13 protein-coding genes are annotated in these 15,883 nt (G+C 54.0%); 1 reads left to right on the top strand and 12 read right to left on the bottom strand.

The genetic code is table 11. The features are described 5' to 3' along the window. Window positions 1-12: 12 nt before the first annotated feature. On the bottom strand, window positions 13-2,595 hold the full coding sequence (gene leuS / locus ACT3IC_RS03015; RefSeq protein ID WP_263951147.1) for a leucine--tRNA ligase: 2,583 nt from the start codon (window positions 2,593-2,595) through the stop codon (window positions 13-15). A gap of 215 nt (window positions 2,596-2,810) precedes the next feature. Here leuS and ACT3IC_RS03010 point away from each other — a divergent pair, with 215 nt between their 5' ends. Then, window positions 2,811-3,293 carry a zinc ribbon-containing protein gene (locus ACT3IC_RS03010; RefSeq protein WP_103823619.1) on the top strand — a complete coding sequence of 161 codons (483 nt, stop codon included), beginning with the start codon at window positions 2,811-2,813 and terminating at the stop codon, window positions 3,291-3,293. A gap of 46 nt (window positions 3,294-3,339) precedes the next feature. On the opposite strand, the gene ACT3IC_RS03005 is transcribed toward ACT3IC_RS03010, so the two are convergent. From ACT3IC_RS03005 to ACT3IC_RS02955, 11 genes are all read right to left on the bottom strand, one after another. After that, window positions 3,340-5,130: a two-partner secretion domain-containing protein gene (locus ACT3IC_RS03005; RefSeq protein ID WP_473476121.1), complete on the bottom strand. Its 1,791-nt coding sequence runs from the start codon at window positions 5,128-5,130 to the stop codon at window positions 3,340-3,342. A 65-nt stretch (window positions 5,131-5,195) separates the two neighbouring features. Then, window positions 5,196-6,869: a ShlB/FhaC/HecB family hemolysin secretion/activation protein gene (locus ACT3IC_RS03000; protein ID WP_156654095.1), complete on the bottom strand. Its 1,674-nt coding sequence runs from the start codon at window positions 6,867-6,869 to the stop codon at window positions 5,196-5,198. 350 nt (window positions 6,870-7,219) lie between these two features. Then, window positions 7,220-8,158, bottom strand: a complete 939-nt coding sequence (gene rihA, locus ACT3IC_RS02995; RefSeq protein WP_159339289.1) for a pyrimidine-specific ribonucleoside hydrolase RihA — start codon at window positions 8,156-8,158, stop codon at window positions 7,220-7,222. Between the two features lie 122 nt (window positions 8,159-8,280). Next, complete coding sequence (locus tag ACT3IC_RS02990; protein ID WP_103178677.1) at window positions 8,281-9,006, bottom strand: amino acid ABC transporter ATP-binding protein; 726 nt, start codon at window positions 9,004-9,006, stop codon at window positions 8,281-8,283. Continuing rightward, a complete protein-coding gene (gene gltK / locus ACT3IC_RS02985; RefSeq protein WP_103178678.1) occupies window positions 9,006-9,680 on the bottom strand; it encodes a glutamate/aspartate ABC transporter permease GltK in 675 nt (224 codons plus the stop codon). Before gltK ends, ACT3IC_RS02990 begins: the two co-directional genes overlap by 1 nt. Next, complete coding sequence (gene gltJ, locus ACT3IC_RS02980) at window positions 9,680-10,420, bottom strand: glutamate/aspartate ABC transporter permease GltJ (RefSeq protein WP_103178679.1); 741 nt, start codon at window positions 10,418-10,420, stop codon at window positions 9,680-9,682. Before gltJ ends, gltK begins: the two co-directional genes overlap by 1 nt. Before the next feature lie 158 nt (window positions 10,421-10,578). Next, on the bottom strand, window positions 10,579-11,487 hold the full coding sequence (locus tag ACT3IC_RS02975; RefSeq protein WP_201304716.1) for an amino acid ABC transporter substrate-binding protein: 909 nt from the start codon (window positions 11,485-11,487) through the stop codon (window positions 10,579-10,581). A 352-nt stretch (window positions 11,488-11,839) separates the two neighbouring features. Continuing rightward, entirely contained in the window at window positions 11,840-13,378 is a 1,539-nt protein-coding gene (gene lnt / locus ACT3IC_RS02970; RefSeq protein ID WP_159339287.1) for an apolipoprotein N-acyltransferase, read from the bottom strand. Window positions 13,379-13,383: 5 nt separating this feature from the next. Beyond that, on the bottom strand, window positions 13,384-14,262 hold the full coding sequence (corC, locus tag ACT3IC_RS02965) for a CNNM family magnesium/cobalt transport protein CorC (protein WP_103178682.1): 879 nt from the start codon (window positions 14,260-14,262) through the stop codon (window positions 13,384-13,386). A 104-nt stretch (window positions 14,263-14,366) separates the two neighbouring features. Next, on the bottom strand, window positions 14,367-14,834 hold the full coding sequence (gene ybeY, locus ACT3IC_RS02960; protein ID WP_103178683.1) for an rRNA maturation RNase YbeY: 468 nt from the start codon (window positions 14,832-14,834) through the stop codon (window positions 14,367-14,369). Beyond that, the gene (locus ACT3IC_RS02955) at window positions 14,831-15,877 is read right to left on the bottom strand and encodes a PhoH family protein (protein ID WP_103178684.1); all 1,047 of its coding nucleotides are present in this window, start codon (window positions 15,875-15,877) and stop codon (window positions 14,831-14,833) included. Before ACT3IC_RS02955 ends, ybeY begins: the two co-directional genes overlap by 4 nt. Between the last annotated feature and the right edge of the window lie 6 nt (window positions 15,878-15,883).

Here is a 15,883-nt window from a genome sequence, read left to right as displayed (position 1 = left end):
TTCCTCCCGCGCTTAGCCAACGACCAGGTTCAGCAGTTTACCAGGCACGTAGATCACTTTACGTACGGTAACGCCATCAAGATACTTCGCCACCAGAGTTTCCTGGCCAGCACGCTCGCGGACCTGCTCTTCGGTTGCATCAACCGGAACAGTAATCTTACCGCGAACTTTACCGTTGACCTGCACGACGACCAGCGTGGTGTTTTCCACCATTGCGGATTCATCAGCCACCGGCCACGGGGCATTGTCGATATCGCCTTCGCCGTTCAGCTCCTGCCACAGGGTGAAGCTGACGTGCGGGGTGAACGGGTTCAACATACGTACCACTGCCAGCAGCGCTTCACGCATGATGGCGCGATCCTGCTCGCCCTCCTGCGGGGCTTTCGCCAGCTTGTTCATCAATTCCATAATAGCCGCAATTGCGGTATTGAAGGTCTGACGGCGACCAATATCATCGGTCACTTTGGCAATCGTTTTATGCACATCGCGACGCAGCGCCTGCTGATCTTCCGTCAGCGCCGCGGTATTCAGTGCCGGTGCGTCACCCTGAGCGGTGTGCTCGTAAACCAGTTTCCAGACACGTTTCAGGAAGCGGTTAGCCCCTTCCACGCCGGACTCCTGCCATTCCAGAGTCATATCCGCCGGCGAGGCGAACATCATGAACAGGCGCACGGTATCGGCACCGTAGCGCTCAACCATCACCTGCGGGTCAATGCCGTTGTTTTTGGACTTCGACATTTTGCTCATGCCGGTATAAACCAGCTCGTGGCCCGCGGCATCTTTCGCCTTCACGATACGGCCTTTTTCGTCGCGCTCAACGATGGCATCAACCGGGGAGACCCAGTTACGCTCGCCGTTTGCGCCCACGTAGTAGAAGGCGTCGGCCAGCACCATGCCCTGACACAGCAGCTGTTTGGCTGGCTCGTCAGAGTTCACCAGGCCCGCGTCGCGCATCAGCTTGTGGAAGAAGCGGAAGTAGAGCAGGTGCATGATGGCGTGTTCGATACCGCCAATGTAGATATCTACCGGCAGCCAGTAGTTTGCGGCTTTGGAATCCAGCATGCCTTCCTGATGCTGCGGGCAGGTATAACGCGCATAGTACCAGGAGGACTCCATGAAGGTGTCGAAGGTGTCGGTTTCACGCAGCGCAGGCATACCGTTTACGGTAGTCTTCGCCCACTCAGGGTCGGCTTTGATTGGGCTGGTGATGCCGTCCATGACCACATCTTCCGGCAGGATCACCGGGAGTTGATCTTCTGGCGTTGGCATAACGGTGCCATCTTCCAGGGTGACCATTGGAATTGGCGCGCCCCAGTAACGCTGACGGGAAACGCCCCAGTCGCGCAGACGGTAGTTAACTTTACGCTCGCCGACGCCCAGCGCGGCCAGTTTGTCAGCAATGGCGTTAAAGCCCTCTTCAAAGCTCAGGCCGCTAAATTCACCGGAGTTAAACAGGGTGCCTTTTTCGGTCAATGCCTGTTCGGACAGGTCAGGCTCGCTGCCATCTGCTGCCAGGATAACCGGCTTGATCGCCAGGTTGTATTTGGTGGCAAACTCATAGTCGCGCTGATCGTGACCCGGAACCGCCATGACAGCGCCCGTACCGTATTCCATCAGCACGAAGTTGGCGACCCAGACCGGGATTGCTTCGCCGGTCAGCGGGTGTTTGGCGTAGAAACCGGTGGCAACGCCTTTTTTCTCCATCGTCGCCATGTCGGCTTCGGCCACTTTAGTGTTGCGGCATTCGTCGATGAAGGTCGCCAGTTCCGGATTGTTCTCTGCCGCTTTCTGCGCCAGCGGGTGACCTGCGGCCACGGCCAGGTAGGTCGCGCCCATGAAGGTGTCCGGACGGGTGGTGTAGACGGTCAGCGGCCGATCGTAGTTTTCAACGTTGAAGGTGATCTCTACCCCTTCAGAGCGGCCGATCCAGTTACGCTGCATGGTCTTCACGGTATCTGGCCAGTGGTCCAGATTATCCAGATCGTTCAGCAGTTCGTCGGCGTAAGCGGTGATTTTGATAAACCACTGCGGGATCTCTTTGCGCTCAACTTTGGTGTCGCAGCGCCAGCAGCAGCCGTCGATAACCTGTTCGTTCGCCAGAACGGTCTGATCGTTCGGGCACCAGTTAACGGCGGACGTTTTTTTGTAGACCAGCCCTTTTTTGTAGAGCTCGGTGAAGAACTTCTGCTCCCAGCGGTAATATTCCGGGGTGCAGGTCGCCAGCTCGCGGCTCCAGTCATAGCCAAAGCCCAGCATCTTGAGCTGGTTTTTCATGTAGGCGATGTTGTCGTAGGTCCATGGCGCCGGCGCAGTGTTGTTTTTTACCGCGGCACCTTCTGCAGGCAGACCAAACGCATCCCAGCCGATTGGCTGCAGGACGTTTTTACCCAGCATACGCTGATAACGGGCGATCACATCACCGATGGTGTAGTTACGCACGTGGCCCATGTGTAGTCGGCCAGAAGGATAGGGAAGCATCGACAGGCAGTAATACTTCTCTTTGCTCTCGTCTTCGGTGACTTCAAAAGTGCGCTTCTCGTCCCAGTGTTGCTGGACTTTCGATTCTATCTCTTCCGGGCGGTATTGCTCTTGCATGGCAGCCAGTGGTCCTGTGTTCAATACAGCTACAAACGTAGCCAATGGATGTGGTAATTCAGATCCGCATAGCATAGCCCAAACGCCCGCGTCAAAACAGCCTTTACCACTAAAAGCGCCTTGCAGGAATTTACGTAGAGTGTGGATGACCTGACAAAGCGGGGCGCAAATAAGGTCTATCATTAGAGAGGTTTACTTACCCGGGAGGCAAAATGATGAACAAGGTTGCTCAATTTTACCGTGAACTGGTCGCCACATTGACAGAACGTCTGCGGAATGGTGAGCGTGATATTGATGCGCTCGTCGAGCATGCACGCGTTAAGGTGATGCAGACGGGTGAGTTAACGCGCACCGAAGTGGAAGAGGTGACCCGCGCGGTTCGCCGCGATCTGGAAGAGTTCGCCCGTAGCTATGGCGAGAGTCAGGACGAGGCCACCGACAGCGTATTTATGCGGGTGATCAAAGAGAGCCTCTGGCAGGAGCTGGCGGACATTACCGATAAAACCCAGCTGGAGTGGCGTGAGGTCTTTCAGGATCTGAACCACCACGGGGTGTATCACAGCGGTGAGGTTGTCGGGCTGGGGAATCTGGTATGCGAGAACTGCCATTTCCACATGGCGATTTATACGCCGGAGATGCTGCCGGTCTGTCCTAAATGCGGCCACGATCAGTTCCAGCGTCGGCCATTTGAACCCTGAGGTAAACGCAACGATGCGCGAGGCGCGCATCGTTGCGTTTTGGCACTTATTGCGCGCGCTTGATCTCAACAGAGTTAAAGTGTTGCAGGCCGCCCATTTCACTGGTGCTGTTATGCGATGAAGTCAGCACCAGTCTGGATGCGGACAGGGTGCCTTTATCACAGGTTTGCAGTTTAAATAAACCGCAGCGATAGCCGCCATTCTCAACTTTATTTGCCGTGATATTGAGCGTATCGTCGGCGCTAATCGTGCCGCGGTTGGTAAACCGGGCGTTTTTCGTGTTTAAGGTCATGTTTTTTAACGCGTGAATGGACCCCTCATTCCATAATTCCTGCCCCGAGTTGAGTGTGATGTCGTTGGCGTAAAGGGTGCCCGCGTTCTTGAGGGTCTGATTATTTATTTCAATTGACGGGGCGGTGATATCGCCAAGGTTGGTGAGGTTGTTAACGTTAGCCGTGAACTTCTTCCATACCTCAGTATTGGCTGTCGCCGTCTGCCCGAACATGCCATTGGTCTGCACAATGAGATCGCCCTGTGAAACCAACTGGCCTTCGTTGATGATTGAGCCATTGCTGATGGCGTTATGTTCCTGATTAGCTGACTGAATGATCACATTATCATAACCGTACAGGTTGCCGGTAATCTGCATCGCGCTGCCTGAGAAATTCACGCGTACGTTTTGGCCGCTAATGGATCCGCCGTTGAGAACGTTATTCAGCACATTAATGTTAGTATTACCGTTGGAAGAGAGAGTAGAACCATAGTGGGTAATGAGGTTGCCGTAAGCCGTCAACTCCAGCCCTTCCTGGCCTTTAATGTTACCCTTATTCTCCACGCTCCCATAGTTGGACAATATCAACTGTTTGGTCGAGGTGATATTGCCACTGTTAAGCAGATGATTCATACCGCGAATCAGCGTATTGTTTTTGGTGCTAATGTTCCCCGTGTTCTGCAGAACGCCAGCTGAAACCACCTCAGTGGCAAAGCCATTGCTGTTGATAGTGCCTTCGTTCACCAGCGCGCCGTTGCTGGCCATTGCCAGGCTGGTATTCGCAACGATAGTGCCCTTGTTACGCACGCCAAAACCCAGGTTATTACCCATCATGGTAATGGAGTTGGCGCGGACCCCGCCGAAGTTAGCGATATCAATGCTGTAGACCGGATTGTTTAGCTGATCTTCGGTGGCCTGTTTCCGATGGGAGGTTACCACATCGGTTTTTCCATCCATGGTGAAATTGCCCGCGCTCAGATAGGCGTTGCTGGCGTCCAGGGTGCCGGTGAGCTTAATGGCGTCCGCCAGCAGCATGACATAACTGTTTTCGGCGTACATGCCATTGCCGTTGATAGTGACGTTGCCTTTCGTCACGTCATAGCTGCCAATGGCGCCGTTTTCAGCCAGATTCACTTTACCGGTGGTCAGAATGGCTTTATTGGTGTTAATGAAGCTACAGCCTGAACAGGTAATGCCGTTCGGGTTAGCGACAATGACATCGGCTTTTTGGCCCGACACTTCCATAAAACCAGCGAGGAGACTGGCTTTGTTCGAGGCCACTTCATTGAGGATCACCGATGCCGCAGCGCCATCCAGGTTACTGTTTTTTGCGATGTCGCCATATTTGCTGTGCGTAGCATCTGCCAGGTTGTTATTGAAGATAACGCCTTTGCTGTCGACGTTAAATTCATTATAAATATTATGAGACACACCCGCCTTGTTGGGCTTTTCAATATCGATGACTTTAGGCCCATTCCCCAATTTATAGGTGTTTGGCTCAGCCATGACCACGGATGAACTCAGCGCGGCGGCAAGCGCTACGTAGATGATTTTCATTTTGAACATATTATTTATTCCTTTAAATAGAAGTACTCTGTAGAATTAACGCGAGATTGCTGTATATGTGGCGATTAAAACCTCCATTTTAATGACATACCTAAATTCAGTGCGTCGCTATGGAAATTATCCGGCTTGACCAGTGGGGTCGCGACGAAGAGATCGTATTGCGTCAGATATTTTTCACCCCGGAGCCCGATTACCGCGCCTGATAATACTTTTCCATTATAATAATTCGGGCTGCCAATCATTCGGCCAATATCTAAACCCAGGTAAAGCTGCTGGTTCGGGTCGGGAAGATCCCAGATGAAGTCGTTACGCCAGTACCATCCCTGATGGCCGGAAAGGGTGTTTTCACCGTCGAAACCGCGTACCGTCCAGCGGTTGCCGATATTGAACTGATTGTCGGAAGAGAGGATATCCGGTGAAAATTGCGCGCGAATCTGCGGGGCATAGCTAAATTTATCCCCTGTCAGATCGAATTTCAGTAATGCCTGGATCTCGGCATGGAGTACGCGTGAGAACTTGCTGTAAAGGTTAGCTTTCTCCTCGGGGGTCGGCGTGGAGCGTAGCCACGCCAGGCTGCGCTGAATGCCCAGGCTGGCATCGACCACTTTGCGGTCGAAATAACGCTGATGACGCAGGGTCATTTCCCATCCCGGATTCTGTTTGCGCATGACCTCGATTTCGGTGCCGCCTAAAAAGTAGCTCGACCGGCTTTTAAATATCCGGCCCTCAAGGGTCGTTTTCTGCTGGCGTGTGTGGGAAAGCAGACGAGAGAGCGTGGCGCTGTAATAGCGATTTTTCGAGATGTACTCGCTTGTAGTCCAGTATCCTTTGAAAAGCTGGCGATATTCGCTGTATGCGCCGTAGAGCGCTAACGCCCAGTAGCCAAAGGGGACGGAATAGTAAAGGCTGCCGTTGTGGTTGCCATCTTTGCGCTGGTTGAATTCAACATCACCGCCAGCCGAGAGATAGAAAATGTCGTTCAGACGGGTGATGTCATACAGATAGAGGGCCGCGCCGCCCAGATAGCGGCCGCTGGCGCGGCTGCCTGAGTCGTCCAGCCATGCACCTGCCTGCCACTTTTTACCCAGTTGACGGGTTAATGAAATGTCGGTTTCCGCGTGGTGCTCCCCCGGTATAAGCTGCATATGGGCTGAGGAACCTGGAAGGCGTTGCAGGTTGGCCATGCCTTGCTCCAGATCGGATAAGCGCAGGGTATCGCCGGAAGAGAAAGGCAACGTGTTCCAGAGTGCCGTCGTCGCTTTTGTCCTGGGCTGAAAAGCAATTTTCCCGATTGTCCCGTAGGTCAGAATCAGGTGCAGGACACCCCCTTCCAGGGATTGCTGCGGTACGTTGATTAACGAGGTGATATATCCCTTTACCAACAACTCGTTCTGCATGGTATTAGAGAGCAGGCGGATGCCTTTAATACCGAGGCATTTATTCACCCCCTGCCTGGTGATTTTACCCAGCAGCCTGCTGGTTAATTTTTCATCGTCAGATTCAATAATGATTTTATTTATATTTTTGCAGATTGCTTCGTTTGGAAAATTGATAATCCCCGGGCGACTATTTTCACGCGTGGAGGAATGTTCCTGTTCCTGCGGCGTCAGCGCGGAATAACGGGCTTTATCCTGCTCAATTTGGTTAGCGGTGCCGCTTGAAACACTGGCTTCAGCGAGCGGGCAGACTGCGAGTAAAATTAACAGGCTGGAAAGCAGCCTGTTTTTATTAATTAGCATGAAGCAACATCCATTTTGTTTCATTTAATCTATTGAGGCGCCGCCCATAAGTATAAGAATCATTCTCAGACTTGACCTGCGGCGTGTATAGTTTCAGTGCCGATTGCCACGAAAGCAAATTATGTATATTTTTAGCAAAGCTAATCCCCTCTGTTTTATTTTAAATAAGCAGGGCGGGGATTTTTTCTGAAAAGGCCTGGATAATATCCGGGTTTTGTCTTTTCTACCACTCTCAGCTATCTCAAGAAAGCATGAATTCATTATTTACAGCTTTGCTTTTATATATTTTACGGAGAGTTATTTGCAGAATAAATGGATCAAGCGCCCGTCCGCTGTCGGGCGCCAGTGAGTTAGTGCGAATAAAATGCCAGTCTGTCTGCCAGTAAATCAACAAACGCCTGGCGATCGATATCCAGCATAATGTCGGTGTTGGGCGTATTGCCGCTGAGGAAGTAATAATCGACCACGGTCATACCCTGGGTATATTTGCCCTGCGTTTCAACCCCAACCCAGCGTTTAGCGGTACTGAAGATCTCTGGTTTTAACAGCCAGGCGATAGTGCAGGGATCGTGCAGCGGTGCCCCCTGGAAACCCCATTTCTCGGTTTTATGGTACTCCATAAAGAAGTCGAGCAGCTCCGCCACGGTGGTTGCCACCGGGTTGCCGATCCGGCGAAAACGTTCGATATCCTCCGCCATAATTTGCGCCTGATGCGTCACATCCAGCCCGGCCATGACCACCGGAATGCCGGACTGAAAGACGATCTCGGCCGCCTCGGGGTCAACAAAGATGTTGAATTCCGCCGCAGGCGTCCAGTTACCCAGCCCCATCGCACCACCCATGATCACAATCCGGGCGATTTTCGCATGCAGTTCAGGGTGGCCATTCAGCAGCAGGGCGACGTTGGTTTGCGGACCGGTAGAGACCAGCGTCACCGGTTCTGTGCTTTCGCGCAGTACGTTTGCCATCAGCTCCACTGCCGTACAATCCTGCGGCACAAAATCTGGCTCGGGCAGGGCAGGGCCGTCAAGCCCACTTTCCCCGTGTACATTGTCGGCAATGATCAGATCGCGCATCAGGGGCTTAATCGCGCCGCCTGCCACCGGAATATCGCCGCGTTTCAGCAGGGTCAGCATGCGCAGCACATTGCGCAGGGTTTTGTCAGGGGTCTGGTTACCGGCAGAAGAGGTTACAGCCTTGAGCTCAAGCTCGGGTGAGGCGAGGGCAAGGACGAGTGCTATCGCGTCATCATGACCCGGATCGCAATCGAGGATAATGGGCAGTGCCATAGAAATCTCCATTTCTCAGTGTTGTTTGGCGACAAGGCTAACGCTGAAGGCAGAGGCAGACGAGATAAAGAGATAAAAAGCGTGAAGCGGTGCGCAATCTGAGCGATTGCGCACCGGGGAGATTAATGCAGGATCTTGGCGAGGAAGTCTTTAGCGCGTTCAGACTGCGGGTTATTAAAGAACTCCTCTTTCGCGGAGTCCTCGACGATTTTCCCCTCATCCATAAAGATCACGCGGTTTGCGACTTTACGCGCAAAGCCCATTTCGTGCGTGACCACCATCATGGTCATTCCTTCCTGCGCCAGTTGCACCATAACATCCAGCACTTCATTGATCATCTCCGGATCAAGGGCGGAGGTCGGCTCATCAAAGAGCATCGCGACGGGATCCATACAGAGCGCACGGGCAATCGCCACGCGCTGCTGCTGGCCGCCGGACAGCTGCGCCGGGAATTTATCGGCATGGGCGGAGAGGCCCACGCGCTCCAGCAGTTTCAGCCCTTTCTCACGTGCGGCCGCCTTATCGCGCTTGAGGACTTTGACCTGCGCCAGGGTCAGGTTCTCAATGATCGACAGATGCGGGAAGAGTTCAAAGTGCTGGAACACCATCCCGACGTTGGAACGCAGCTTCGCCAGATTGGTCTTCTTGTCATTCACCCTGGTGCCGTTGACGATGATCTCGCCCTGCTGCACCGGCTCAAGACCGTTCACGGTTTTAATCAGCGTGGATTTACCCGAGCCGGATGGCCCGCACACCACTACCACTTCGCCCTTTTTCACTTCCGTGGAGCAGTCGGTCAGCACCTGAAAGTGCCCATACCATTTAGAAACATTTTTCAGGGAAATCATTACACTGTCCTTTTCTTCAGCCAGCTGACCAACAGCGACGCGCTTAAACTAATTGCAAAATAGACCGCACCTGCGAACAGGATCATCTCAACCTGGGTACCATCGCGCTCGCCGATGGTAGAGGCGGTACGGAAGAAGTCTGCCAGGCTCAATACATAAACCAGCGAGGTATCCTGGAACAGCACGATACCCTGGGTGAGCAGCAGCGGAACCATGGCGCGGAACGCCTGCGGCAGAATGATGAGCTTCATCGACTGCCAGTGGGTCATGCCTAACGCCAGCGCAGCGCTGGACTGCCCGCGGGAGATACTCTGGATCCCGGCACGAATAATTTCTGAATAGTAGGCCGCCTCAAACATGGAGAAGGCCACCATTGCCGAGATTAAACGGATATCGGATTTCGGCGACAGGCCTAAAACGTTCTGCAGGAATCCAGGAACGATCAGATAGAACCACAGCAGCACCATCACCAGCGGGATAGAACGGAAAACGTTCACGTAAGCGGTCGCAAACCAGGCCACAGGCTTAAAGCTCGACAGACGCATTACCGCCAGCAGGGTACCCCAGACAATCCCGACAATCACCGCCGTCAGGGTGATCTTCAGCGTGATGATCAGGCCATCGATCAGGTAGGGCATGGAGGGAACAATAGAGCTCCAGTCAAATTCGTACATTATTTGCCCCCCAGGTTGCCCGGCAGGCGAACTTTACGTTCAACCAGGTTCATCACCAGCATAATGACAGCATTAATCAATACATAGGCCAGGGTAATGGCGGTGAAGGATTCCCACGCATGGGCGGAATAATCCAGCAGTTTGCCCGCCTGCGCGGCCATATCCACCAGACCGATGGTCGAGGCGATGGCCGAGTTTTTCACCAGGTTCATCATCTCCGACGTCATCGGCGGTACAATCACGCGGTAGGCGTTGGGCAGCAGCACATAGCGGTAAGCCTGCGGCAGGGTAAGACCCATCGCCAGCGCCGCATTTTTTTGTCCACGTGGCAGAGACTGGATAGCCGCACGCACCTGCTCGCAGACGCGGGCGGCGGTGAACAGACCCAGACAGAGCATCGAGGAGACAAAGAACTGCACGTTTGGATCCAGTTCCGATTTGAACCACATGCCGATATCTTCCGGCAGCAGTTCCGGGATGACCAGATACCAGGTAAAGAACTGCACGATTAACGGAACGTTACGGAACAGTTCGACGTAGCAGGTGCCAATGGAAGAGAGAAAACGGTTAGGCACGGTACGCAAAATACCGAACAACGAGCCGACAAGAAACGCAATAATCCAGGCGGTGATCGACAGCGCGACCGTGACCTGAAAACCGCTCCACAGCCAGCCAAGATAGGTGGTGTTGCCGAACGGGGCTTGCTGCAGGAAAATGCCCCAGTTCCAGTCAATTGACATAGTAAACTCCAGAAAAAAAAGGGTAGCAGCGCTACCCTCGAAGATTGGTGAGAAGCTTTAATATTCGCGCTGAATGGGGAACGACCACTCAGCGTTTAGTCTGTCCGCGCTTCCCGACAATCGAGAGGGCAGGAGAACCCGCCCCTTAGTGGTTCTAATTAGTTAAGTGCCTTGTCATTCGGTTCTTTAAACAGTGCTTTCATATCGTCAGACAGTTCAAAGTTCATGTTGAGATTTTTTGGTGGGATTGGGTTTTTAAACCACTTATCGAACCATTTCTCTGCTTCACCGGAGGTCTGAACCTGAGCGATGGTGTCGTCGACGAGTTTCTTAAACTCCGCGTCGTCTTTACGCATCATGCAGCCGTAGGCCTCTTTTGATTGCGCCGTGCCAACGATTTCCCAGTTATCCGGTTTTTTCGCTTTAGCACGCTCACCCGCCAGCAGAGCATCGTCCATCATAAACGCGACGGCGCGGCCGCTTTCCAGAGTACGGAAAGAGTCACCGTGGTCTTTGGCGCTGATGATACGCATGTCCATTTTCTTCTCTTCATTCAGCTTGTGCAGCAGAACTTCAGAGGTCGTCCCGGAGGTCACAACCACCGCTTTGCCTTTCAGATCGGCGAAGTCTTTAACATCGCCGCCTTTTTTGGTCAGCAGACGGGTACCCACCACGAAGATGGTGTCGGAGAAGGCAGCCTGTTTCTGACGCTCAAGGTTGTTGGTGGTGGAGCCACACTCAAAATCAAAGGTGCCGTTTTGCAGCAGTGGAATACGGTTTTGTGAAGTGATTGGGATCAGCTTCACTTCCAGATCCGGTTTGTTGAGCTTTTTCTTCACCGCGTCGACGATCGCGTTGGAGTAAGCCTGTGAGTAGCCCACGACTTTTTGCGTGTTGTCGTAGTATGAGAACGGAACAGACGATTCACGGTGACCGACCACAATCACGCCGTTTTTCGCGATTTTTTCCAGGGTGCTGCCTGCTGCCGGAGCAGCATCTTCGGCGTGAACGACGCCTGCGGACAATCCCATCACCAGCATTGCTGTGGCCAGTTTACGTAATTGCATATCCAACTCCTTTATTATCAGCGCCAGAGACGCATTGATATTCGGTGTGATGTTGTTATAGCTCGCGCGATACGAGTGCAGTGTTATACCTGTTTGTTAACATTTAGTTTGGCTTAATGTAAAGATTTTGCTGCGTTATTGTTTATTTTTGCGAAGCGCGCCGCACCATTCAGAGGCATAAATCTTTCGTTGCACCGTTTCGGTGCTACCGATGAGCTACCCTGGTGCGACCGGGTTGCACAGTAAGCCAAATCGCGTTTACGTAATTAGGTAAAGCAATAACCGTGCCAGAGTTGCGGCGTAGGCCCGGCAAGCGTAGCGCCGCCGGGCAAAGAAGAGGAGGAGAAGGGGACTACTTACGACGCTGACGCAGGCTCATCAGCACGGCGCCAAAACCGAACAGCGCGGTGAGGATCCACAGGGGCCAGTTGCCGGTGCGGGCGTAAGGCGTCAGCCCGGTCGTCGGCGTGACTTTTGTGGTCAGCACGTCGCGGGTGAACTGCGGCAGCATGGCCTGAATTTCACCCTGCGGACCAATCACGGCGGTAATGCCGTTATTGGTGCTACGCAGCAGAGGGCGCGCCAGCTCCAGGGAGCGCATCCGCGCCATCTGGAAATGTTGCCACGGGCCGATCGACTTACCGAACCAGGCATCGTTGGAGATGGTCAGCAGATAGTCGGTGTTCGGGCGGAAATTATCCCGCACCTGCTCACCGAGGATGATCTCGTAGCAAATGGCGGCGGTCAGTAAAAAGCCATGGGCGCTCAGCTGAGGCTGAACGTAGGCGCCCCGGCTAAAGGAGGACATCGGCAGATCGAAGAACGGCGCCAGCGGGCGAAGAATCGACTCCAGCGGCACAAACTCACCAAACGGCACCAGGTGATTCTTGTTGTAGCGGTTCGCCGACTCGTAGCTGTACGGATTGTCTTTTCCCAGCGTGATAATGGTGTTGTAAGTGTCGTAACGGTTCTGCTTGTTCAGCCGCGCGTCAACGATACCGGTGATCAGCGTGGAGTTTCGCGCCCGCAGCAGATCGTCCATCATGGTCAGAAAACGCTGCTGGTTGATCTCCAGATCCGGAATTGCCGACTCAGGCCAGATAATCAGCTGGGATTTGCCCATCTCTTTCTGGGTGGCATCCAGATAAATTTTCAGGGTGTTGATCAACTGACCTTCATCCCATTTCAGCGACTGGGGAATATTACCCTGCACCATCGACACCTGGGTGGCGCGTTCCGGCTCAAGGGTAAACCACTGGATATAACGCAGCGGGAAAGGCAGGGCAAAAAGCACCACAGCCATGACCAGCGCTCGCCCGTTGCGCTGCACCAGCGCCAGCACCAGCAGGCCGCTTACCACCATCAGCAGGAAGTTGATCGCCTCGACGCCCATCACCGGCGCCAGGCCCTTTAGCGGGCCATCTATCTGGCTGTAGCCGAACTGCAGCCACGGAAAGCCGGTCAGCACCCAGCCGCGCAGGAACTCGGTAATTTGCCAGACCACCGGGGCGGCAATCGCCACCCGCAGCCAGCTGGTTTTTGGCCACAGGCGGGAGAGGATCCCGGCAAACAGACCCGTGTAGAGCGAGAGGTACGCCGCCAGCAGCACCACGAGGAAAACATTCACCGGGCCTGGCATGCCGCCAAACTGGGCAATACTGACGTAAACCCAGTTAATACCGGAGCCAAACAGGCCCAGCCCCCAGAAATAGCCAATCGCCGCCGCCTGAACAGGGCGTCGGTTAAGGGTCAGCCCCTGGAGCCCCATCAGGGAGAGGAGGGCCGCTGGCCAGAAGTCATAAGGGGAAAAAGCCAGCGTACCGCTGGCTCCGAGGATCAGCGCCAGCAGCAGACGCGTGCGCTGGCGTTCAAGCAAGGGGGCAAATGCCATTTAAATCAATCATCCAGTGTGGGTTGCGGAGCATTGTCCGGCATTCTGACATGAACCTGAATAATACGTCGACTGTCGGCCATCGCCACCTTGAACTGATAGCCGTCAATTTCCACGGTTTCGCCACGCGCCGGCAGGTGACCAAACGCCTGCATCACCAGCCCGCCGATGGTATCTACCTCTTCGTCGCTGAAATGCGTGCCGAAGGTGTCATTGAAATCTTCGATTGGGGCGAGCGCACGCACGGTCCAGGTGTGGCGGCTCAACTGACGGAAGTCGATATCCTCTTCTTCGTCATATTCATCTTCAATTTCGCCAACAATCAGCTCAAGAATATCTTCGATGGTGACCAGGCCCGAAACACCGCCAAATTCATCGATAACAATCGCCATGTGGTAGCGCTGAGAGCGGAACTCTTTCAGCATGCGATCGACCCGCTTACTTTCCGGGACCACTACCGCCTGACGTAACACTTTTTCCATGCTGAAGGCTTCGGCATCGCTGCGCATAAACGGCAGCAGATCCTTGGCCATCAAAATTCCTTCAATGTGGTCTTTGTCTTCGCTGATCACCGGGAAACGAGAGTGAGCGGATTCGATAATGACATCGAGGCACTCATCCAGGGTCTGGTTGCGTTTCAGGGTAATCATCTGCGAACGGGGGATCATGATATCGCGAACGCGCTGGTCGGCGATGTCCATTACCCCTTCAAGCATCTCGCGCGTATCTTCATCGATAAGCTCGTTCTGCCCGGAGTCACGGATAAGCTCCAGAAGGTCATCACGGTTTTTAGGTTCACCGTGGAACAGCTGGCTCAGAAGGAGGGAGAAAAATCCTTTTTTGCTGTTTGGTGTGTCGCTACTGTGTGAATTGTCGTCGCTCATGGCGTTTGTTAAGGGTTCTCATGTTGGTCTGTTGACTGCCGTCGCGGACTTTTGTCATACGCAACGGCACATTATGCCAGTAAGGCGCAAACGCACCCTACAGACTACTCTTTCTCGGCAATGTACGGATCCTCATAGCCCAGAGCAAGCATTATCTCTGTCTCAAGGGATTCCATCTCTTCCGCTTCGTCATCTTCAATGTGGTCGTAGCCCAGCAGATGCAGGCTGCCGTGCACCACCATGTGCGCCCAGTGGGCCTCGAGGGGCTTCTGCTGCTCCTTCGCTTCCTGCTCAACCACCTGGCGGCAGATGATCAGATCGCCAAGCAGCGGCATTTCGATACCCGGTGGGGCTTCGAACGGGAAAGAGAGCACATTGGTCGGCTTATCTTTCCCGCGGTAGGTCAGGTTCAGGTCGTGGCTTTCTGCTTCATCCACCAGGCGAATCGTGACTTCTGACTCCTCCTGAAACTGCGGGATGACGGCATTCAGCCACGCCTGGAACTGGCTCTCTTCCGGCAGGCCGGCGTTATCTTCACAGGCCAGCTGTAAATCGAGGATCACCTGACTCATTTCTGCTCTTGCTCCTGGGCTTCGCGTTTACGTTCCGCGGCCTGTTCTGCTTTACGTTTTTGATCTGCGGCTTCCCACGCTTCATACGCCGTGACGATGCGGGCAACTACCGGGTGGCGCACCACGTCTTCACTGTGGAAGAAGTTGAAGCTGATTTCGTCCACTTCGGACAGGACTTCAATAGCGTGACGCAGACCCGACTTGGTGCTGCGTGGCAGGTCAACCTGGGTGATATCGCCGGTGATCACCGCTTTGGAGTTAAAGCCAATACGGGTCAGGAACATCTTCATCTGTTCGATGGTGGTGTTCTGGCTCTCATCCAGGATGATGAACGCATCGTTCAGGGTACGGCCACGCATATAGGCCAGCGGAGCCACTTCGATGACGTTACGTTCAATCAGTTTTTCGACCTTCTCAAAGCCAAGCATCTCAAACAGCGCATCGTACAGCGGGCGCAGGTAAGGATCGACCTTCTGGCTCAGATCACCAGGCAGGAAGCCCAGCTTCTCGCCCGCTTCAACGGCCGGACGGGTGAGCAGAATGCGGCGGATCTCCTGGCGCTCAAGGGCATCCACGGCAGCAGCCACCGCAAGGTAGGTTTTACCAGTACCTGCCGGGCCGACACCGAAGGTGATGTCATGATCGAGGATATTGGCGATGTACTGCGCCTGGTTTGGCGTGCGCGGCTTAATGACGCCACGCTTGGTCTGAATGTGGATAGCCTTGCCGAATTCCGGCACGCTCTCCGCGCTCTGCTCCAGCACTCGCGATTCTTTGATCGCCAGATGGATCTGTTCCGGCTCAATATCCTGAGTTTCACCGCGCATCGGCGCGGTATCAACGTACAGACTACGGAGAATATCCGCAGCGGCATTGACGCAAATGGCGCGTCCGGTGAGTTTGAACTGGTTATCGCGACGATTAATCTCGATACCCAGACGTCGCTCCAGATGTTTGATGTTGTCATCAAACGGCCCGCACAGGCTCAGCAGGCGAGCGTTGTCTGCTGGCTCAAGGGTAATTTCACGTGTGTCTATATTCAAACCGTT

The sequence above is a fragment of the Leclercia sp. GHBNCSD genome, from assembly GCF_055805075.1.
This window is presented reverse-complemented; position numbering and strand designations above follow the sequence as displayed.

What these genes read in the sequence shown, in the direction of transcription:
- leuS (WP_263951147.1), bottom strand. Translation starts at nt 2,595, where the DNA reads ATGCAAGAGCAATACCGCCCGGAAGAGATAGAATCGAAAGTCCAGCAA.
- ACT3IC_RS03010 (WP_103823619.1), top strand. Translation starts at nt 2,811, where the DNA reads ATGAACAAGGTTGCTCAATTTTACCGTGAACTGGTCGCCACATTGACA.
- ACT3IC_RS03005 (WP_473476121.1), bottom strand. Translation starts at nt 5,130, where the DNA reads ATGTTCAAAATGAAAATCATCTACGTAGCGCTTGCCGCCGCGCTGAGT.
- ACT3IC_RS03000 (WP_156654095.1), bottom strand. Translation starts at nt 6,869, where the DNA reads ATGCTAATTAATAAAAACAGGCTGCTTTCCAGCCTGTTAATTTTACTC.
- rihA (WP_159339289.1), bottom strand. Translation starts at nt 8,158, where the DNA reads ATGGCACTGCCCATTATCCTCGATTGCGATCCGGGTCATGATGACGCG.
- ACT3IC_RS02990 (WP_103178677.1), bottom strand. Translation starts at nt 9,006, where the DNA reads ATGATTTCCCTGAAAAATGTTTCTAAATGGTATGGGCACTTTCAGGTG.
- gltK (WP_103178678.1), bottom strand. Translation starts at nt 9,680, where the DNA reads ATGTACGAATTTGACTGGAGCTCTATTGTTCCCTCCATGCCCTACCTG.
- gltJ (WP_103178679.1), bottom strand. Translation starts at nt 10,420, where the DNA reads ATGTCAATTGACTGGAACTGGGGCATTTTCCTGCAGCAAGCCCCGTTC.
- ACT3IC_RS02975 (WP_201304716.1), bottom strand. Translation starts at nt 11,487, where the DNA reads ATGCAATTACGTAAACTGGCCACAGCAATGCTGGTGATGGGATTGTCC.
- lnt (WP_159339287.1), bottom strand. Translation starts at nt 13,378, where the DNA reads ATGGCATTTGCCCCCTTGCTTGAACGCCAGCGCACGCGTCTGCTGCTG.
- corC (WP_103178682.1), bottom strand. Translation starts at nt 14,262, where the DNA reads ATGAGCGACGACAATTCACACAGTAGCGACACACCAAACAGCAAAAAA.
- ybeY (WP_103178683.1), bottom strand. Translation starts at nt 14,834, where the DNA reads ATGAGTCAGGTGATCCTCGATTTACAGCTGGCCTGTGAAGATAACGCC.